The organism is Cellulosimicrobium cellulans, assembly GCF_006539945.1.
GTDB classification, from domain to species: domain Bacteria; phylum Actinomycetota; class Actinomycetes; order Actinomycetales; family Cellulomonadaceae; genus Cellulosimicrobium; species Cellulosimicrobium cellulans.
The window spans coordinates 106,422-125,646 of record NZ_BJNZ01000008.1 but is presented as its reverse complement, the minus strand read 5'-3'; the positions used below and the strand labels follow the sequence as shown (position 1 = coordinate 125,646).

General features: G+C 75.4%; 18 protein-coding genes. 10 read left to right on the top strand and 8 right to left on the bottom strand.

The window, feature by feature from the left end:
* Positions 1-105 precede the first annotated feature (105 nt).
* The 4 genes from CCE02nite_RS08620 (at position 106) to CCE02nite_RS08605 (ending at position 4,590) form a co-directional block, all read left to right on the top strand.
* Entirely contained in the window at positions 106-1,347 is a 1,242-nt protein-coding gene (locus tag CCE02nite_RS08620; protein WP_141389241.1) for a cystathionine gamma-synthase, read from the top strand.
* Between the two features lie 102 nt (positions 1,348-1,449).
* Entirely contained in the window at positions 1,450-2,745 is a 1,296-nt protein-coding gene (locus CCE02nite_RS08615; protein WP_141389240.1) for an AI-2E family transporter, read from the top strand.
* A complete protein-coding gene (gene ilvA / locus CCE02nite_RS08610; RefSeq protein WP_141389239.1) occupies positions 2,742-4,007 on the top strand; it encodes a threonine ammonia-lyase in 1,266 nt (421 codons plus the stop codon). Before CCE02nite_RS08615 ends, ilvA begins: the two co-directional genes overlap by 4 nt.
* A 94-nt stretch (positions 4,008-4,101) precedes the next feature.
* On the top strand, positions 4,102-4,590 hold the full coding sequence (locus tag CCE02nite_RS08605) for a hypothetical protein (protein ID WP_141389238.1): 489 nt from the start codon (positions 4,102-4,104) through the stop codon (positions 4,588-4,590).
* A gap of 428 nt (positions 4,591-5,018) precedes the next feature.
* On the opposite strand, the gene greA is transcribed toward CCE02nite_RS08605, so the two are convergent.
* Together greA and CCE02nite_RS08595 are read right to left on the bottom strand one after the other, a co-directional pair.
* On the bottom strand, positions 5,019-5,501 hold the full coding sequence (greA, locus tag CCE02nite_RS08600; RefSeq protein WP_141389237.1) for a transcription elongation factor GreA: 483 nt from the start codon (positions 5,499-5,501) through the stop codon (positions 5,019-5,021).
* 308 nt (positions 5,502-5,809) lie between these two features.
* Positions 5,810-6,244: a DUF4307 domain-containing protein gene (locus CCE02nite_RS08595; RefSeq protein WP_141389236.1), complete on the bottom strand. Its 435-nt coding sequence runs from the start codon at positions 6,242-6,244 to the stop codon at positions 5,810-5,812.
* Between the two features lie 195 nt (positions 6,245-6,439).
* Between CCE02nite_RS08595 and mca the strand changes: the two genes are divergently transcribed.
* From mca to CCE02nite_RS08580, 3 genes are read left to right on the top strand one after another with little or no spacing between them, the layout of a single operon-like run.
* Positions 6,440-7,381: a mycothiol conjugate amidase Mca gene (gene mca, locus CCE02nite_RS08590; protein ID WP_170227260.1), complete on the top strand. Its 942-nt coding sequence runs from the start codon at positions 6,440-6,442 to the stop codon at positions 7,379-7,381.
* Positions 7,378-7,779 (top strand): hypothetical protein, encoded by a 402-nt coding sequence (locus CCE02nite_RS08585; RefSeq protein ID WP_141389235.1) that lies wholly within the window; start codon positions 7,378-7,380, stop codon positions 7,777-7,779. The genes mca and CCE02nite_RS08585 overlap by 4 nt, the downstream gene beginning before the upstream one ends.
* A gap of 2 nt (positions 7,780-7,781) precedes the next feature.
* On the top strand, positions 7,782-8,588 hold the full coding sequence (locus CCE02nite_RS08580; RefSeq protein ID WP_218027068.1) for a carbon-nitrogen hydrolase family protein: 807 nt from the start codon (positions 7,782-7,784) through the stop codon (positions 8,586-8,588).
* Positions 8,589-8,597: 9 nt separating this feature from the next.
* On the opposite strand, the gene trhA is transcribed toward CCE02nite_RS08580, so the two are convergent.
* Positions 8,598-9,341, bottom strand: coding sequence for a PAQR family membrane homeostasis protein TrhA (gene trhA / locus CCE02nite_RS08575; RefSeq protein WP_141389233.1), 744 nt, complete (start codon positions 9,339-9,341; stop codon positions 8,598-8,600).
* A gap of 294 nt (positions 9,342-9,635) precedes the next feature.
* Between trhA and CCE02nite_RS08570 the strand changes: the two genes are divergently transcribed.
* The 3 genes from CCE02nite_RS08570 (at position 9,636) to CCE02nite_RS08560 (ending at position 12,268) form a co-directional block, all read left to right on the top strand.
* On the top strand, positions 9,636-10,397 hold the full coding sequence (locus CCE02nite_RS08570) for an isoprenyl transferase (RefSeq protein ID WP_047232070.1): 762 nt from the start codon (positions 9,636-9,638) through the stop codon (positions 10,395-10,397).
* A 60-nt stretch (positions 10,398-10,457) separates the two neighbouring features.
* Positions 10,458-10,988, top strand: coding sequence for a MarR family winged helix-turn-helix transcriptional regulator (locus CCE02nite_RS08565; RefSeq protein WP_141389232.1), 531 nt, complete (start codon positions 10,458-10,460; stop codon positions 10,986-10,988).
* A gap of 77 nt (positions 10,989-11,065) precedes the next feature.
* A complete protein-coding gene (locus CCE02nite_RS08560) occupies positions 11,066-12,268 on the top strand; it encodes a glycerate kinase (RefSeq protein WP_255318732.1) in 1,203 nt (400 codons plus the stop codon).
* A gap of 45 nt (positions 12,269-12,313) precedes the next feature.
* Here CCE02nite_RS08560 and CCE02nite_RS08555 read toward each other — a convergent pair whose 3' ends face one another.
* The 5 genes from CCE02nite_RS08555 to CCE02nite_RS08535 all read right to left on the bottom strand — a co-directional run bounded on the left by CCE02nite_RS08555 (position 12,314) and on the right by CCE02nite_RS08535 (position 19,028).
* Positions 12,314-13,525: an AAA family ATPase gene (locus tag CCE02nite_RS08555; protein ID WP_141389231.1), complete on the bottom strand. Its 1,212-nt coding sequence runs from the start codon at positions 13,523-13,525 to the stop codon at positions 12,314-12,316.
* Positions 13,526-13,650: 125 nt separating this feature from the next.
* On the bottom strand, positions 13,651-14,058 hold the full coding sequence (locus CCE02nite_RS08550) for a RidA family protein (protein WP_087469635.1): 408 nt from the start codon (positions 14,056-14,058) through the stop codon (positions 13,651-13,653).
* A 53-nt stretch (positions 14,059-14,111) separates the two neighbouring features.
* Positions 14,112-15,497 (bottom strand): alanine racemase, encoded by a 1,386-nt coding sequence (locus CCE02nite_RS08545; RefSeq protein WP_141389230.1) that lies wholly within the window; start codon positions 15,495-15,497, stop codon positions 14,112-14,114.
* Between the two features lie 46 nt (positions 15,498-15,543).
* Complete coding sequence (locus CCE02nite_RS08540) at positions 15,544-17,214, bottom strand: N-acyl-D-amino-acid deacylase family protein (protein WP_141389229.1); 1,671 nt, start codon at positions 17,212-17,214, stop codon at positions 15,544-15,546.
* Positions 17,211-19,028 (bottom strand): beta-N-acetylhexosaminidase, encoded by a 1,818-nt coding sequence (locus CCE02nite_RS08535; protein WP_255318731.1) that lies wholly within the window; start codon positions 19,026-19,028, stop codon positions 17,211-17,213. Before CCE02nite_RS08535 ends, CCE02nite_RS08540 begins: the two co-directional genes overlap by 4 nt.
* Positions 19,029-19,225 lie beyond the last annotated feature (197 nt).

Genomic DNA, 19,225 nt, shown 5'->3' with positions numbered 1-19,225 from the left:
GGGTAGAACGTCGCAGGGGCGGCGGGTGTTCCGGGCCGACGCCGGTGCGCCCGCGCGCAACGGTCCGCCGCCTGCTCGGCGCAGGGCGCGCCGTAGGCTGGTCGGGTGACCACCCCGAGCGAGCACCCCGACTGGACCACCACCGGCTTCTCCACGCGTGCGATCCACGCGGGCCAGGACCCGGACGCGACGACCGGCGCCGTCGTGCCGCCCATCCACCAGGTCTCGACGTACAAGCAGGACGGCGTCGGCGGGCTGCGCGGGGGCTACGAGTACTCGCGCTCCGCGAACCCCACGCGCACCGCGCTCGAGGAGGCGCTCGCGGCCGCGGAGTCCGGCGGTCTCGGCCCGACGGCGGACGGGTCGCCCGCCGCGCGCGGGTTCGCCTTCGCGTCCGGCCTGGCCGCGGAGGACACGCTGCTGCGCGCCGTCGTGCGGCCCGGCGACCACGTGATCGTGCCCGACGACGCCTACGGCGGCACCTACCGGCTCATCGCCCGGGTGTTCGGGCCGTGGGGCGTGGAGCACACGCCCGTCGACCTCACGGACGTCGAGGCGGTCCGCGCCGCGGTGCGCCCCGAGACGCGTGTGGTCTGGGTCGAGACCCCGACCAACCCGCTGCTCGGGGTCTCCGACATCGCGGCGCTCGCGGGAGTCGCGCACGACGCCGGGGCGCTGCTCGTCGTCGACAACACCTTCGCGACCCCGTACCTCCAGCAGCCGCTCGCGCTGGGCGCGGACGTCGTCGTGCACTCGACCACCAAGTACATCGGGGGGCACAGCGACGTCGTCGGGGGAGCTCTCGTCGTGGCGTCGAGCGCGCCGCTCCCGGGCGGACTCGCCTCGCCCGCGGGCGGGACCGACGTCGCCGGCGCGGTCGGGTTCCACCAGAACGCGTCGGGCGCCGTCGCCGGGCCGTTCGACGCGTGGCTCACCCTGCGCGGCCTCAAGACGCTCGCGGTGCGCATGGACCGCCACCAGGCGAACGCCGCGGCCGTCGCCGACTTCCTCGCCGCCCACCCGGCGGTCACCGAGGTGATCTACCCCGGCCTCGCGTCGCACCCCGGGCACGAGCTCGCGGCGCGCCAGATGAGCGGGTCCGGCGGCATGGTGTCGTTCCGCGCGGGCAGCGAGGCGAAGGCGCTCGACGTGTGCGCGCGCACCCAGGTCTTCACGCTCGCGGAGTCCCTGGGCGGCGTCGAGTCGCTCATCGAGCACCCGGGCCGCATGACCCACGGCTCCGTCGCCGGGACCGCGCTCGAGGTGCCCGACGACCTCGTCCGCCTCTCCGTCGGCATCGAGGACGTCGAGGACCTCGTCGCGGACCTCACCCAGGCGCTGGGGTAGCACGGGCACGTCCCGCCGAGCGGTGGGGAGATCCTGCGCACACCGGGCGCGGCGCGGGTATTCAGCGCCGCGAGCGGAGGGTCGCTCACCTAGGGTTGCGCTGTGAGCGCGCAGACGGACCAGCACAGCACCCCCGACCCGCTTCCCCCCGGGCGCCCCGGCGCGACGGCGGTGCCCGACTCGGTGCGCTCGGCCGCCGCCTGGTCGTGGCGGCTGCTGCTCATCGGCCTGACGATCGCGGCGGGCCTGTGGCTCGTCACGCAGCTCAAGGTGATCGTCGTCCCCATCGCGGTGGCGCTCCTGCTCACGGTGCTGCTCACGCCCGTCCAGCGGTTCTTCCGGCGTCACCTGCGCATGTCGCGCGGGCTCGCGTCCGGGGCGTCGCTCATCACGCTCGTCGTCGTCGTCGCGGGGCTCGTGGCGATCGCGGGGCAGCAGATCGTCAGCGGCTTCCAGGACCTGCGCGACCAGGCCGTCGAGGGCTTCGAGCAGTTCACCGAGTGGCTCGCCGACGGTCCGCTCGGGCTCGACTCGACCACGATCTCGCACTGGCTCGACCAGGCCGGGACCGCGGTCTCGGAGAACCAGGACTCGATCGTCTCCGGTGCGCTCGGCGCGGCCACGACCATCGGCCACGTGGTCGCCGGCGCCCTCATCGCGCTGTTCTGCACGTTCTTCTTCCTGCTCGACGGGCGCACGATCTGGTCGTGGGTCGTCGGGCTGCTGCCGCTGCGTGCGCGCGACAACGTCCACCAGGCCGGCCGCCGCGGCATCGTGACGCTCGCCGCGTACACGCGCACGCAGATCCTCGTCGCGGCGGTCGACGCGGTCGGCATCGGCATCGGCGCCGCGTTCTTCGTCCCGTCGCTCGCGCTCCCGCTGGGCATCCTCGTGTTCGTCGGGTCGTTCATCCCGATCGTCGGTGCCATCGTCACCGGGTCCATCGCGGTGCTCGTCGTGCTCGTCGCGCAGGGGTGGGTGCAGGCGCTGATCATGCTCGGCATCGTGCTGCTCGTGCAGCAGATCGAGGGCCACATCCTCCAGCCGTTCCTCATGGGCCACGCGGTCTCGCTGCACCCGGTCGCCGTGCTCCTCGTCGTCGCGGCGGGGAGCTTCGCCGCGGGGATCGTCGGGGCGCTCTTCGCCGTCCCGATCGCGGCGGTCCTCAACACCGTCGTCCTCTACCTGCACGGGCACGACAAGTTCCCCGAGCTCGGGACGGACGACCGCGTCGTGGTGCGGGGGAGCCCGCAACCGCCCGTGATCGCGCGCGCGGAGGCGGACCTCGAGGACGTGGGCGCGCGCCGTCGGAACCGCGGGGGCGCCGGCGAGGACTCCGCCGTCGTCGGTCCGCAGGACGTCGGCCCGACGGAGGACGCGCCCGGGGAGTCGCGGTGACGCCGGGACCGGTACCGGTCCCGCTCGACGACGTCCGCGACGCCGCCCGACTGCTCGACGGTGTCGCGTACCGCACCCCGGTGCAGACGACGCGCGCCATCAGCGAGGCCGCGGGAGTCCGCGTGCTGCTCAAGTGCGAGAACCTCCAGCGCGCAGGGTCGTTCAAGGTGCGCGGCGCGTACGTGCGCATGGCGCGCCTGAGCGCCGACGAGAAGGCGCGCGGCGTCGTCGCGGCGAGCGCCGGCAACCACGCGCAGGGCGTCGCGTTCGCGGCCGGTCTGCTCGGCATCCGCGCCGTCGTGTACATGCCGGTCGACGCCGCGCTGCCCAAGGTCGCGGCGACGCGCCAGTACGGCGCCGAGGTCCGGCTCGTCGGCGCGGACGTGGACGAGACGCTCGCCGCGGCGCGCGCCGAGGCCGATCGTACGGGCGCCGTCTTCATCCACCCGTTCGACCACCCCGACGTCGTGGCAGGTCAGGCGACGATCGCGCTGGAGATCCTCGAGCAGGTGCCCGACGTCCGGACCGTGATCGCGCCGCTCGGTGGTGGCGGGCTCGTCGCGGGCCTCGCCGGGGCGTTCGCGCAGACGGCGCCGCACGTGCGCGTGATCGGGGTGCAGGCGGAGCGCGCCGCCGCCTACCCGGGCTCGCTCGCCGCGGGGGAGCCGACGACGGCGCGGCTCGCCGCGACGATGGCCGACGGCATCGCGGTCGGGACGCCCGGGCACGTGCCGTTCGGGATCCTGGCCCAGCACGGTGTGGAGGTCCGCACGGTGACCGAGGAGGAGATCTCCCGGTCGCTGCTCATGGTCGCCGAGCGCGCCAAGCTGCTCGTCGAGCCCGCCGGGGCCACCGGCGTCGCCGCGCTCCTCTCCGGGACGGCCGCCGTCGACGCGGGCGCGGCGGACCCGGTCGAGGGTCCCGTCGTCGTCGTCCTGTCCGGGGGGAACATCGACCCGCTCGTGCTGCTGCGGGTCGTGCGGCACGGCCTCGCGGCGGCCGGCCGGTACATCCAGCTCCAGGTGCTGCTCGACGACCGTCCCGGTGCCCTCGCGCGCATGCTCGAGGTCATCGCGACCAAGCGGGGCAACATCATGCACATCGACCACGACCGCACCGACGTGGGCCTCGCGATCGGCGAGGCGTGGGTGCGTATGCAGGTGGAGACCAAGGGCCCGGAGCACTGCGACGAGCTCGTCGCGCACCTGCGCTCCGAGGGTTACCGCGTCGAGCGCAGCGACGGCGGCTCGCCCCGCCTCTGACGAGAAGCGAGAAGAGCACGATCACCCGCCAGCCCAGGCGTTCCAGCTCCTCCTGCCGCGCGACGTCGTTCAGGCGCTGACGCGCGGAGGTCAGGTGGTGCTGCCCGTCGTACTCCAGCGCGATCCGCAGGTCCGGCCAGCACAGGTCCGGGCGTGCGAGCCAGCGCCCGTCGTCGTCGAAGACGTCGGCGCCGACGACAGGGCACGGGAATCCGGCGTCGACCAGACGCAGACGCAGTCGCGTCTCCATGGGCGAGTCCACGAAGCGCCGTGCCCGGTCGAGCGCGGACGCGAGCGGGACGGCGCCGCGCCGCCCCCGCATCCCTCGCAGTCGCTCGGCCAGCTGGTCGGGCGGGTACGGACGCACACGCCCTCGGCCGCCGAGGACCGAGTCCACGACGACGACGAGGTCGGTCTCCGTGAACCCGGGTGCGCCCGCGGCGACGAGGGTCGCGAGGTCCGCGACGGTCCTGTCGAGGCAGGTCACGTCAACTCCGTGCCGGACGACGACGTCGCGTGCCGGCAAGCCTCCGTGCGAGACGACGCCTGCGGCATCGAGGGGCCGCGAGCCGGACGGCCCTGACACGTGCAGCGGGGCGAGGCCCGTGACGTCCCGGGGCAGCGGCAGGTCCCACAACGCCGCCGCCGTCGTGTGGGAGAAGGCGGCCGTCCGCGGGAGTGCGAGCCGGACGGCCGCCGTGACGGACAGCAGGTCCTCTCGCCGGGCGGCGTCCATCCGGACGCCCCGCACCGGGCCGTGGAGCCGCGGTGAGCGCAGCTGCTTGCGGGTGACCCCGAGGCGGAGCGCGTCCGCGACGAGGAACGGCGGGTCAGGGACGGGGACGGGCATGCCGCGAGTCTGGCCGAGGACGGCGTCTGGGCGCCGCCGAGCGGCCCGGACCTGTGGACGACCCGGGCATGAGCGCCCGAGAAGCGAGAAATGGCCCCTCCGACGTGTGTCGGAAGGGCCACTTCTCACGTCTCACCGGCGGCGTGGCCACCGGTGGCGCGTCAGCCCTCGAAGGGCTTCGCGGCGACGATCTTCACGGCGATCTCGTTGCCGTTGGGCGCGGTGTAGCTCGTCTCGTCACCGACGGTCTTGCCGTCGATCGCGGCGCCGAGCGGCGACGTCGGCGAGTACACGTCGAGGTCGGTCGTGCCGGCGATCTCGCGCGAGCCGAGGAGGAACGTCATCTCGTCGCCCGCGACGAGCGCGGTGACGACCATGCCGGCCTCGACCATGCCGTCGTCCGGCGGGGTCCCGACCTGCACGTTGCGCAGCTTCTCGGTGAGCTCGCGGATGCGGGCCTCGTTCTTGGCCTGCTCCTCACGCGCGGCGTGGTAGCCGCCGTTCTCCTTGAGGTCGCCCTCGTCGCGCGCGGCGGCGATGCGCTCCGCGATCTCGGTACGGCCCTCGCCGGACAGGTGGGCGAGCTCGGCCTGCAGCCTGTCGTACGCCTCCTGGGTCAGCCAGGTGACGGTGGTGTCGGTCACGGTTCGCTCCTTCCTTTCCATGGTCGACGGCCGGGTCGGTCGCACGGCCGTGCGGGTACGGGCAGCCGGGGCGCGTGCGTTCGCGGTGCGCCTGCCTGCCCGGGTCGGTGACGCTGGCCGGGTGGCAGCGCGTAGGACTGGTCTCCCGCTGATCACCCGGGGCGCCCGGGGGACGCGTACCTGTCACCGGCACGCAGTCTCGGGCTCCACACGGTCGGGTGCGGGAATCCCTCAGGATAGCAAAGCACAGGGGGCCGACAGCGACGCCCCAGGTCAGCAGGCGCGCGGGGCCGACGCCCCGGGGCGCGTCACGGGACGAGGCGGCAGGACTGGACGATGCCCGTCGTGGCGAGCTCGGAGGTCGCCACGCTCACCGTGTACCGGGACTCCGTGACCTCGACCGGGCCGACCGTCACGTCGACCGTCCCGACCTGCGCGAAGCTCTCGGCGAGGGCGTCGAGCGTGCACGTCGCCGTCGTCCCCGGGTCCATGTAGACCTCGAACGTCACGTCGACGCGCTCCGGGCTCACGACGGTGTAGCCGAAGTCCTTGAACCGCACCGGCTCGTTCGCGTACCGCAGGCCGATGACGAGCGTGATCGCGAGCCCGACGATCGCGACGAGCACGATCCCGACGACGGCCAGTCGTCGGCGTCGCTCGGTCGGCTCGGGACCGTAGCGGCCCGCCGGCGGTCGCAGGGGGGCGCCCGGGCTCGGCGGCGGGGCGGTGGTCTCGTTCGTCATGGTGCGGTCCCGTGGTCGGTGCCGCCGCGTCCGGTCGCGCACCCGGCGTCCTGCCGGTGGTCCCGGCGGTTCGTCAGGTGTGGGCGCGGTGGGGGATCATGTCCTCGACCCATCTTCGCAGAGCCCGGGCGCTCGTCGTGCACCCACGACAGGTCCGGCCGCGCGAGGAGACGTACGACGCACCCGGGAGGACCAGTGGCCGAACCCGCGGCCGGATCGACCACCCACCGCGCGCAGCCGGAGACGCTCCGTCTCCTGGCCGTGCACGCCCACCCCGACGACGAGTCGAGCAAGGGCGCCGCGACCGCCGCTCGCTACGCGGCCGAGGGCGTCGACGTGCTCGTCGCGACGTGCACGGGCGGCGAGCGCGGCGACATCCTCAACCCGAGCTTCGGCGCGGGGCCCGACGGCATCGAGGGCATGCGCGCCCTGCGCCGTGTCGAGATGGCCTCCGCGGCGCGCGCGCTCGGGGTGCGTCAGCAGTGGCTCGGGTTCGTCGACTCGGGCCTCCCGGAGGGCGACCCGCTGCCCCCGCTGCCCGAGGGGTCCTTCGGCCTGGTCCCGCTCGAGGAGGCGGCCGCGCCGCTGGTCGAGCTCGTGCGCGAGTTCCGGCCCCACGTCGTGACGACGTACGACCCGTCGGGCGGCTACCCCCACCCCGACCACGTCATGTGCCACCGCGTCGCGTTCGAGGCGTTCCACGCCGCGGGCGACCCCGACCGCTACCGCCGCGAGGGCGGCGCGGCGCCGTGGGCACCGCTCAAGCTGTACTACAACCACGACTTCTCGATGAACCGGATCCGCACGCTGCACGAGGCGATGCAGGGCGCCGGTCTGGAGTCGCCCTTCGGCGACTGGGTCGAGTCGCGGTCCGCGCGGGAGATCCCGGAGCGCGAGGTCACGACGCGCGTCCACGTCGCGCGCTACTACGCGCAGCGCGACGCGGCGCTCATCGCGCACGCCTCGCAGATCGACCCCGACGGCTTCTTCTTCGCGATCCCGCGCGACCTCGAGGTCGACGTGTGGCCGTTCGAGGAGTTCGAGCTCGCCGAGTCGCGCGTCCCCACGCAGCTGCCCGAGGACGACCTCTTCGCGGGCGTCCGCGAGCTCGTCGCGAGCGAGGGGGCGGTCTCGTGACCACGACGACGTCCCTCGCGGACTCCCTGGCGGCGACCGGTGCGGGCGGCCCGGGCTGGGCGGCCGACGTCGTCGCCGAGACCGCGACGCCGAGCCCCTCGGACGACCCCCTGCGCGAGGACCTCGACCCGAACGACGTGTCGCCGGGCCTCGTCGGCTTCCTCGCCATCTTCGCGGTGGCCCTGGCGACCGTCGGCCTGTTCTTCGCGCTGTCCCGCCAGCTCCGGCGCATGCGGCACAACGCCGAGGTGCAGGGCATCGGCGCGGACGGACCGTTGGAGCCGGGTGACGGTGCGACCTCCGGCGGCGAGTCGCCCGACGGCGCGACGGGCGACGACGGCACACCCGGCGGCGGCGCTCCCGACGGGGCACCCGGCGGACCCGCGCGGCAGGGCTGACCGTGGCCACCGGGGCGCGGGTCACGATCGGTCAGCTCGAGGTGTCGGCCGACCACGCGGCCAACCTCGTGGCGGTCGGCGCCGCGTTCCGGGAGGCGGCGCGCGTGCGCGCGGACCTGCTCGTCCTGCCCGAGTACGCGGCGGGCTTCGACCCCCGGGGCACGGGCGTCGAGCACGCCGAGCCGCTCGACGGGCCGTTCGTGACGACCCTGCGCCGGCTCGCGCGCGAGCACGGGGTCGCCGCGATCGCGGGCACCCTCGTGCCCGGCAGCGCGGCGGGACGTGCGGTCAACGTGGTGGTCGCCGTCGACGCGTCCGGCGAGCTCGTGGGCACCTACCGCAAGGTCCACCTCTACGACGCGTTCGGGCACCGCGAGTCCGACAGGCTCGACGCCGGCGACCCGGCGGCGCCCCCGCTGGTCCTGCGACTCGGCGACCTGACCTTCGGCGTCATGACGTGCTACGACCTGCGGTTCCCCGAGAGCGCGCGGCGGCTCGTCGACGCCGGTGCGGACGTGCTGGTCGTGCCCGCGGCGTGGGCGGCGGGCGACCTCAAGGCCGACCAGTGGCGCACCCTGGCCCGGGCGCGGGCCATCGAGAACACCGCCGTCGTGCTCGCGGTCGGCCAGGCGGGCAGGGGCGTGACCGGCCGCTCGCTCCTCGTGGGCCCGGACGGCCAGGTCGGCCTCGAGCTGGGCGAGCGTGCCGAGCTCCGCAGCGCCGACCTCGACCCTGCGGCTCTGGCGGGCGTGCGCGAGCGCAACCCGTCCCTCGCCAACCGCCGCTACGCCGTCGTCCCGCGCGACTGAGCGGCGCGGTTAGCGCGCGGCGACCGCCGCGAGCATGATCGCGACGTAGTGGCACGTGAACCCGACGACGGTGAGCACGTGGAAGATCTCGTGGAAGCCGAACCAGCGGGGGCTGGGGTTCGGCTTCTTGATGCCGTAGACGACGGCGCCGAGCGTGTAGGCGAGGCCGCCGGCGGCGACGAGCCAGACGATCGCCGGCCCGTTCGTCGTGGTCCAGAACTGCGGCATGTAGCCGACGGCGACCCAGCCGAGGGCGACGTAGATCGGCACGTAGACCCACCGCGGGGCGTCGAGCCACAGGATCCGGGCGAGGAGGCCGAGCACGGCGCCGCCCCACACGATCGCGAGCAGGATCGTCGCGGTCCGCTGAGGGAGGAGGAGCACGGCGAGGGGCGTGTAGGTGCCCGCGATGATGAGGAAGATGTTCGAGTGGTCGGCGCGGCGGAGGATCCCGGCGACGCGCGGCGACCACGTGCCGCGGTGGTAGACGGCGCTCGTGCCGAAGAGGAGGCACGCGCTGAGCCCGAAGATCGCGCACGACACCTTGCCCGCGACCGGCGGAGCGACGACGACGAGGACGATGCTCGCGACGAGGACGACGGGGAACGTCCCGGCGTGGATCCACCCGCGCAGGCGGGGCTTGACCGCCTCGGCGACCTTCTCGACGGCGTCGCCCACGTTCTCGCGGACGCTCTCCAGGGCGCCGGCGTCGGGCGCGCCGGGTGTGCGGTCGCTGTCGGTCGGTCGGTCCACGGCGTCTCCTCGGGGTCGGGCCGGATCAGGCGCGGTCAGGGTCGTGCTCGGTCGTGCGGGGCCGGCGCACGGCACCGTCCCGGTCAACCTACGCCATCGTAGGTTACGGCAGCGTAGGTAGACGACCGCGGACGGCGCCGCGGTGTGAAGATCCTGGGCAGGGGCGTGAGCGGCCGCCGCTGCCCTGCCGTCCGGGCGGCGCGGGGCGGTAGCGTGTGCGGGTTCGGCCAGCGTGTTCCGACCAGGGACCAGCCCGCCGGGCGACACCCGTCCTTCCACCGTCGAGGAACCGTCGTGCGCCTGCCCCGCCCTGTCTACGGACTCTACGAGCGTCGCCTCGCCGCGACCCTCTCGCACGAGAGCGTGCCGCGCCACGTGGGCGTCATCCTCGACGGCAACCGGCGCTGGGCGCGTTCGTTCGGCGAGTCGACGGCGACCGGCCACCGCCGCGGTGCGGACAAGATCGCGGAGTTCCTGGGCTGGAGCGAGGACCAGGGCGTCGAGGTCGTCACGCTGTGGATGCTCTCGACCGACAACCTCTCGCGCTCGCAGGAGGAGCTCTCGGCGCTGCTCGACATCATCGAGGACGCGGTGCGCGACCTCGCCGACTCGGGCCGCTGGCGCCTACGGGTCATGGGTCGGCTCGACCTGCTCCCCGAGCGCCTCACGGCCGCGCTGCGCGAGGCGCAGCAGCGCACGGCCTCGGTCGACGGTCTCCAGGTGAACGTGGCCATCGGGTACGGCGGCCGGCACGAGATCGCCGACGCGGTGCGGTCCTACCTCCGCGAGCAGGCTGCCGCGGGCGCGCGCCTGCAGGATCTTGCGGAAAACCTCGACGTCGAGCACATCGAGGAGCACCTGTACACCAAGGGTCAGCCGGACCCGGAGCTCGTCATCCGCACGTCGGGCGAGCAGCGCCTCGGCGGGTTCCTGCTGTGGCAGAGCGCGCACTCCGAGTTCTACTTCTGCGAGGCGTACTGGCCCGACTTCCGGCGCGTGGACTACCTGCGCGCGCTGCGCGCCTACTCCCAGCGCGAGCGCCGGCTCGGCCGCTGATCCCGTCGCTCAGCCGGTAAGGTCGATGCGAACGCATCGATCGAGCCGTCCGGGGGTGTCATGGCCGAGCAGGGCCGCCGCGACGACGGACCCGTGACCGCACCCGGCCACGCGAGCCCGCGCCTCGCGGTCGAGACGTGGGAGTCGCTCTTCCGGGCGCAGGTGACCATCATGCGCCGGCTCCGGTCGGACCCCGTCTGGGACGGCCTGACCCTGCGCGAGTACGACGTGCTCTTCTCCCTCACCAAGGGCCCCGACGAGGGGATGCGCCTGCGCGACCTCAACGTCTACATCCTGCTCAGCCAGCCCTCGCTGAGCCGCATGGTGGACCGGCTGGCGACGCGCGGTCTCGTCGAGCGGACGTCCGCGCCCGACGACGCACGCGGCACCCTCGTCCGGCTCACCCCGGCGGGCCGGGACCTCCAGCGAGCGACCGGACGCGCGCACGCCCGGGCCATCGCGACCTACGTGGGCGGGGCGCTCGACGACGAGGAGCTCGCGACCCTCGGCACGCTCCTCGAGCGGCTGCGCGCGGCGCAGTCCACGATCCCGGACGCGGTGGACCCGCGGACGGCCGAGCGGCGACCCTGAGCGCTGTGGCGGGGAACACGTCCGGTCCGTCCGTTCCCGGGCGGACCAGGGCGGGTCCGGCTGCCTAGGATGCGAGCGTGTCCTCAACGCCGAGCACCACCCCGACCGGTCCCGCCCTGCCGCGCCCCGACGGCCCGCTGCGCGTCGTCGTCGCGCCCGACTCGTTCAAGGGCAGCCTGAGCGCCGCGGACGTCGCGCGCGCCGTCGCCGCCGGGATCCGCAGCGTCGTCCCCGATGCCGACGTCGTCGAGCTCCCCATGGCCGACGGCGGCGAGGGGACCCTCGAGGCGCTCCTCGCGGTGTGGGGCGTGCCGGCGCGCGAGGTCGCGACGGTCGACGCGATCGGGCGTCCGCGCACCGCGCGGTACGGGGTCTCCGCCGACGGGCGCCTGGGCGTCGTGGAGCTCGCGGAGGCGAGCGGCCTGCCGCAGGTGAGCGACGTCGCGCTCCAGCCCCTGCACGCGCACACCCTCGGCACCGGGGCGGCGGCCGCGGCCGTGCTCGACGCGGGCGTCGACGAGGTGATCGTGTGCCTCGGCGGGTCGGCGTCGACCGACGGCGGCTCGGGGATCCTCACCGGTCTCGGCGCGCGTCTCCTGGACGCCGCCGGCGCGCAGGTGCCCGACGGCGGGGAGGGGCTCGCGCGCGTCGCGCGCCTGGACCTGTCCGGGCTGCACCCGCGCGCCCGCGACGTGCGCTGGCGCCTCGCGGTCGACGTGACCAACCCCCTGCACGGTGAGCGCGGCGCGGCGCACGTGTTCGGCCCGCAGAAGGGTGCCCAGGAGGCGGACGTGGCGTTCCTCGACGACGCGCTGCGTCGCTGGGCGGGCGTGCTCGTCGAGGAGGCCGGGTTCGACGTGTCCGAGCTCGCGGGCGCCGGGGCCGCGGGCGGCGTGCCCGCGGCGATGGTCGGCGTCCTCGGCGCCGAGCTGGAGCCCGGCGCGCGCCTCGTCGCCGAGGCCGTCGGGCTGCCGGACGCGATCCGTCGCGCGGACCTGGTCGTCACGGGCGAGGGGTCGTTCGACTCGCAGTCGGTCAACGGGAAGGTCGCCGACGCGATGGGCGCGCTCGCCGCCGAGGCACCGCACCGCCCGCCGGTCGTCGTGCTCGCGGGGCGCGTGCTGCTGCCGGCGCACCAGGCGCGCGACGCCGGCATCGCCGCGGCGTTCAGCATCGCCCCCGGACCCATCGAGCTCGACGAGCTCCTCGACCGGACGGCCTCCCGGCTGACCGACCTCGCCGCGACGGTCACGAGCCTCCACGTCGCCTCGCGGCGCTGACCGCCCCGAGTCGGGGCTCGCGCCCGGAGGCCCGGGCCGCCGGTGTCACCGCCGGGGCCAGCCCCAGGGCGGCTGGTCGAGCAGGCCCTCACGCCCGGCGACCGTCGTCTCGCCGAACGGCGAGCGGACGAGCTCGACCTCGAGGAGGTCGTCGGGGCCCGGCAGGTCGGCCGTGCCCGACGCCGTCGCGTCCCGCAGCGCCTCGACGAGCGGCGCCGCGTGGGTCACCACGACGACCTGCGTCTCCCGGGCCGCGGCGTGCACGAGCGTGCCGAGCGCGGGCAGCAGGTCGGGGTGCAGGCTCGTCTCGGGCTCGTTGAGCACGAGGAGCTCGGGTGGGCGCGGCGAGAGCAGCGCGGCGACGAGGAACAGGTAGCGCAGCGTGCCGTCGCTCAGCTCGGCGCCGGTGAGGGGGCGCAGCAGGCCCTGCTGGTGGAGGGCGAGCTCGAACCGTCCGTCGTCGGCGTGCACCGCGAGGCGGCTCCCGGGGAACGCGCGCGCGACGGCGTCGTCGAGCTCGTCGCCGCGGCCGAGGTCGCGCACGGTCTCGAGCGCCGCGGCGAGGTCCGCGCCGTCGTGCGCGAGGACCGGCGTGCGGGTGCCGACCTGCGGCGCGCGCGCCGGGGCGCCGGCGTCGGTGCGGAGCTGGTCGTAGAACCGCCACGAGCGCAGCGCCTCCCGCACCGCGACGACCTCCGGCGCGCCCACGGGGTCGACGAGCTCGGTGAGCACGCTGTCGAACGACCGGAGGCGGGCGGGGGAGGAGACCCAGCCCCCGGCGTCGTCCCGCACGCGGACGGCCGGCCCGCGCCGCTCGAGCTGGAGCGTCGCGGGGCGCGGGGCCGGTCCGGACCAGATCGTCTCGACCTTGATCTCCGGGTCCAGGCCGAACGCGGAGCCGGCGTGCTGCGGCAGCCCGAGGTCGACGGCGTAGCCGAGGTCACCCGGAGCGACGCCCGCGAACCCCAGCCGCAGCGCGACGGGCGCGGTCCGCCGGGTGCCCTGCACCGGGCCGCCGCCACGCAGCGCGCGGCCGCCGCCCTGCTCCGGCCCGGCCCACAGCGTCGAGCGCAGCCCGCCCTCGCGTGCGACCGCACCCACCGCGCCCCCGAGCGCGCACTCCGCGAGCAGGCGCAGCGCGCGGTACAGGCTCGACTTGCCGGTCCCGTTGGCCCCGGTCACGACCGTGAGCCGGCCGAGCGGCAGGACCAGGCTGCGCAGCGAGCGGTAGCCCTCCACGGCGATCGTCGCGAGCATCGTCACCTCCGCCGCGCACGCTACGCGTCGCCTCCCACGCGGGCGCAGCCGTGCCGCGGACGCCCGTCCCCGGGAGGTGGTGGACATCCGTATCCAGGAAGAGGGCCCACAGCGCGGGGCGGGGCTCAGTCCGTGATCGCGAAGGCGTCGATCTCGACGAGCATCTCCTCGCGCGGCAGGCCCGTGAACACGGTGGTGCGGCTGGGGAGCACGCCCTTCGTGGTGTGCTGCGCGACGAACGCGCCGTAGGCGTCGTTCATGATCGGGAAGTCCTCGCGCTTCGTGAGGTAGACGCGCAGCATGACGACGTCGTCGAACGTCGCGCCGGACGCCTCGACGATCGCCCGCACGTTCTCGAGCGTGCGCGTGGTCTGCGCGGCGACGTCACCGGGGTACAGGTACTCGTTCGTCGCGGGGTCGACGGGGCCCTGGCCCGAGACCTGGACGAACGGGCCCTTGCGCACGCCCTGGTGGAACGTGTGCGCGGGAGCCGGGGCGTCGGGGGTCGAGATCGCGGTCTTCTCGCTGGTCATGATGTCCTCTCGGTTCTTCGGGGGTCGCCGGGTGGCGTGGTCACGGGCGAGGGTCAGAGATCGATGGTCGCGAGGTCCAGGACCTCGTCGCCGCGCACGACGGCGGCCACGCGCCAGCGGTCGAACGTCGTGCAGGGGTGGGAGATGCCGAACCCGACGACGTCGCCCGGGCGGACCTGGGCGGTCGCGGGGCCGGTGACCTGACTGGCACCGGGTTCTCCCGCGTCGAGCGCGAGGTAGAGGTGCTGGTCGTTGAGCGCGGTGACACGCGTCCCGGCCAGCTCGCGCGCGGGCAGCCAGCCGTCGTCGGACTGCGAGCGCAGCCAGAGCGCGACGGGCAGGTCGATGTCGAACGACACGTCGCGGCGCCCGATGCCGCAGATCGCGAGACCCGGCTCCGGGACCGAGAGCACCTGGCCCCAGACCGTCGCCGCGCCCCGGAGCGGCTCCGCGCCGGGGATGCGGCTCCACGGGTCGGTGCGCGAGTAGAAGCCGTGGTCGTGGGTGACGTACGCGCCCGAGCGCACGACGACGCGGACCTCGGCCTCGCTCCCGTCGGCGCCCGGGACCGGTCCGGGCAGCTCGGTCAGCACGACGTCGAGGAACGAGCTGCCGCCCGCGGACAGCACGAGCGGCTCGTCGACGCCCGCGAGCCCCTCGCGGACGAACGCGGCGCCGAGGTCGCGCAGCCCGTCGCACCACGCGGCGACGGCGGCGAGCTCGTCGCCGGTCGTGCCGCCCGCGACCGAGCCCTCGTACCCCGTGACGCCGAGCAGGCGCAGACCGGACGCGCGGACCGCGCGCGCGAGGTCGAGCGCCGCGGCCGTGCTGCGCACCCCCGTGCGCCCGCCCGGGACGCCGAGCTCGACGAGCACGCCGAGGCGCGCCCGGACCGCGGCGGGCGCGTCGGCGAACCCGCGCGCGAGCAGGTCGACGCCGTGCGGCGAGTCCACGCACAGCCACACCTCGGCGTCGGCGCCCGGGTGGCCCTCGTCGAGGACGCCCGACAGGTCGTCCCGCAGCCACGCGATCTCGCGCGGGTCGAGCAGCTCGTTCGCGAGCAGGACGCGCGGCACGCCCCAGTCGCGCACCGTCCGGAGCTGCGCGGGCGTCGCGACGGTCGCGCCCCACGCGCCCGCGGCGGCCTGCCGCGCGTAGAGGGCGCGCGACATCGTGGTCTTCACGTGCGGCGCGTGCTCGACGCCGCGCTCCACGCACACGCGCGCGACGACGCCGACGTTGTGGTCGAGCGTCGCGTCGTCGAGCGTGAGCAGCGGCCAGGAGAACGCGTCGTCCGTGACGCGCGGCGAGCCCGCGAGCACGTCCGCGACCGTCGCCGGGGCGTCGAGCCGCAGTCCTTTGGTCCGGGGCCCGACGCGGTCGCCCGCCCAGGGGCGTTCGGGTGCGGGACGTGCGGTCTCGTCCGTCGTGCCGGTCATGGGGTCCTCCTCGGGAGCGGGTCTCTCATGCTGGACGGTTCGCCGCTCACGCTGTCGGCACGCCCGGGCGCAGGGGCCGGCCCGGGAGAGCGTCGGTGAGCGAGCCGTCGCGCAGGACGGGCACGCCCGCGACGAGCACGTCGTCCACGCCCGACGCCGGGCGGCGCGGGTCCTCGTACGTCGCCTCGTCGCGGACCCGGTCGGGGTCGACGAGCGCGAGGTCCGCGACCGCCCCCGGCGCGACGACGCCGCGCCCGGCGAGCGCGAACCGCTCGGCGGGCCGCGTCGACAGGTGCGTGACCGCGTCGTGCCACGTCCAGTCCCCGAGCGTACGCACGTGCTCGGCGAGGAAGCGCGCGAAGGCGCCCCACCCGCGCGGGTGGGGCCGGCCACCACCTCCGACGGGTGCATAGATCGCGTCGGAGCCGCCCACGTGCGCGCGGTGGCGCAGCAGGGCGCGCACGGACTCGGGCGAGTTGGTCGGCGGCTGGGCGAAGACGCACGAGGCGCGCAGGCGCGTCGCGACGAGCAGGTGCACCGCGGCCTGGGCGGGGGTCATGCCCAGGCGGGCGGCGACGTCGGGCAGGGTCCTGCCCTCGGCCCAGGTCAGGTCGTCGGCGGTTCCGCCGTGGGGTGCGCCGGCGGCGGTGCCGGTGGGGACGGCGGCCAGGGTGACGCGGGGCCACAGGTCGGTCAGGGCGGGGAAGTGCTCGAGGTGCAGGCAGTCGAGGACGGCCGGGTCGGTCAGGGCGGCCACCGTCGCGTCGACGTCGGCGATGGGCAACCAGGTCGGCAGGGACACCATCGACAGGATCGAGCAGCCGCGCAGGTAGGGGTAGGAGTCGAACGTGACGTCCAGGCCCTGGGCGTGGGCGTCGTCGACGTAGCCCAGCAGCTCCGCGGCCGGGCCGTGGTAGTGCGAGACGTGCGTCGCGACCCCCGACGCGCGCGCGACGCGCACGAGCTCGGCGAACGCCGGGCCGGCCTTGTCCTCGTAGCCGCGCATGTGCGACACGTGGGGGAGCCCGCGCGCCGCGAGGACGCTCGTGAGGGCGACGAGCTCGGCCTCGTCGGCGGAGGTGGCCGGGACGTACTCCAGGCCGGTCGACATCCCCAGGGCGCCGTCGTCGAGCGCGGCGGAGAGCAGCGCGCGCATGCGGTCCGTCTCGGCGGGCGTCGCGGCGCGGGCGGCGGCGCCCAGGACCGCGTAGCGGATCGTGCCGTGCGGGGCGAGGTAGCCGACGTTGACCCGGGTCGTGCGGTCGTAGGTCGCGAGCAGGTCGGCGACGGACCCGCCACGGAACGTGGGGTGCTCGCCGTTGATCGCGGCGAAGTACCCGCTCGCCCAGGCCGCGGCGTCGTGCAGGCCCGACGCCGTCCCGTCGCTTCCGGTCCGCGTCTCGCCCGGGGCGGGTGAGGGCGCGTAGGACACCCCGTCCTGCCCGACGACGACGCTCGTCACGCCCTGGCGCAGCATCGCGAGCTGCACGTCCTCGTCCAGGACGGCGGCCTCGCCGTGCACGTGCGCGTCCACGAACCCCGGCACCAGCAGACGCCCGTCGGCCTCGACGAACGCCGCGTCGTCGGGCAGCGCTCCGGCCCCTGCCGCGGTGGCGACGCGCTCGACCCGGCCCCCGCGGACCGTCACGTCCACGGGGGAGGAGGCACCGCCGTCGGGCTCGACGAGCCGGGCGCCGCGGACCACGAGCGCGCTCATGCGGGGCCGCCCTCGTCCTCGTCGCGCCCTTCGACCCAGCCGCCGACGCCGCGCAGGCCGCCCGCGGCGAGCTCGGCCGCGCGGTCGCGCGGCCAGCCCGCGACGCCCGGCCGGGTCTGCCACGGGTGCGGGCCGTCGAGCGGCCGGTACTCGACCCCGTACGCGTCGAGGCGCGGCAGGTGGTGCGTCACCAGGCGCTCGTGGAACGCCCGCGACGCGGGAGAGCCGGGGGAGCGGTCGGTCTCGGGCGACCACATGACCTCCGCGAACGCCGCGAGGCGGGGGAACGCGGCGTAGTCGACGCGGCGCGCCGAGTCGAGGTGCTCGGACCACAGCTCGGCCTGACCGCCGAGCAGGACGCCCGGCCGGTCGCCGTCCCTGCTCGGCTCCGAGTCCGCTCGCGAGCCCGCGAGCCCCGCCGGCAGCGGCTCGAACGCGTACACGTCGTCGAGCGTGCTGAGGAACCCGACGGGGACCGGCTCGTCCGGGGCGTCGCCGCCGCGGTGGTCGAGGTAGACGACCTGCTCCGGTGCCATGACGACGTCGTGCCCGGCGGCGAGCGCGTCCGCCCCGACGGCCCAGCCGCGCCACGACGTCACGACGACGTCGCGGGGGAGCGCGGGGCCGAACGCCTCGTCCCACACGACCGCGCGACGACCGCGCGACGCGACGTGCTCCGCGAGCCGGGCGAGGAACCACCCGTGCAGCCCGCCGACGTCGTCGAGCCCGAGCGCCTCCGCGCGCGCCACGATCGCCGGGTTCTCGCGCCACAGCGTCGTCGGCACCTCGTCGCCGCCGATCGCCACGAACGGCGCGTCGAACACGTCGAGGACCTCGTCGAGCACGTGCCGGAAGAACGTCAGCGACTCCTCGGACGGGTCGAGCACCTCCGTGCTCACCCCCCAGGTGGTGCGGACCTCGTGCGGCTGCTTGCGCGTGCCGAGCTCGGGGTACGCCGCCACGGCGGCCTCGACGTGCCCCGGCGCGTCGATCTCCGGCACGACCGTCACCCCGCGTTCGCGCGCGTACGCGACGATCTCGCGCAGGTCGTCCTGCGTGTAGAAGCCGCCGTGCGGGCGGCCGTCGAGGACCCCGGCGCGCCACGTGCCGACGCCCGACTCGCGCCGCCATGCCCCGACCTCGGTCAGACGCGGGTAGCGCGCGATCTCCATGCGCCACCCCTGGTCGTCCGTGAGGTGGAGCTGGAGCACGTTGAGCCGGTGCGCCGCGGCGAGGTCGACGAACCGCAGCACGTCCGCCGTGGGCAGGAAGTGGCGCGCGACGTCGAGCAGCACGCCGCGCCACGCGAACCGGGGGTGGTCCGTGATCGTGACGTGCGGCAGGACCACAGTCGGCGTGGCGGAGGTGGCGGCGGGGGCGCGCCGGAACGCGGCCGGGCCGGCGAGCTGGCGGAGCGTCTGCGCGGCGGCGTGCGCGCCGTCGAGGTCACCGGCGTCCACGCGGACGCCGGCGGCGTCGACCGTGAGGCGGTAGCCCGACGCCGGGAGGCCGCCGTCGAGCGCGAACGTCACCGTGGTGCGGGGGTCCGAGGCACCGGCGAGCACCGAGGTCGTCGGATCGGCCGACCCACCGGACGACGGGTCAGCCGGCACGAGGTCGAGGCCGAAGGCGTCCTCGGTCACGCGGCGCCACCAGCGCGCGGCGGCACGCAGCGCCGGGTCGGCCGCGACCCGCGTCCCGTCGACGACGGCGGTCGTGCCGTCGCCGGGCGTCAGCGCCGCGGGAGCAGGAACGATCCCGAACGGGTCCGTCGTGGACGCGGGGTGGGGCGCGGGCACCTTTTGGAAGGACACCGAACGAGCCTAGCCTCTCCCGCTGCAGACTCCCCACCCCCACCGAGCCAGCCACCCCCACCCCCCCACCCCCCGCCCCCACCCCGCGTCGAGAACGACATGGCGGTCGGTATGAGCGCCAAGACGACCTTCATGTCGTGTTCGGCAGAGGTGCGCGTGCGGCGCGGGTCGGCGCGAAGCCTCATGACGCAAGCGTG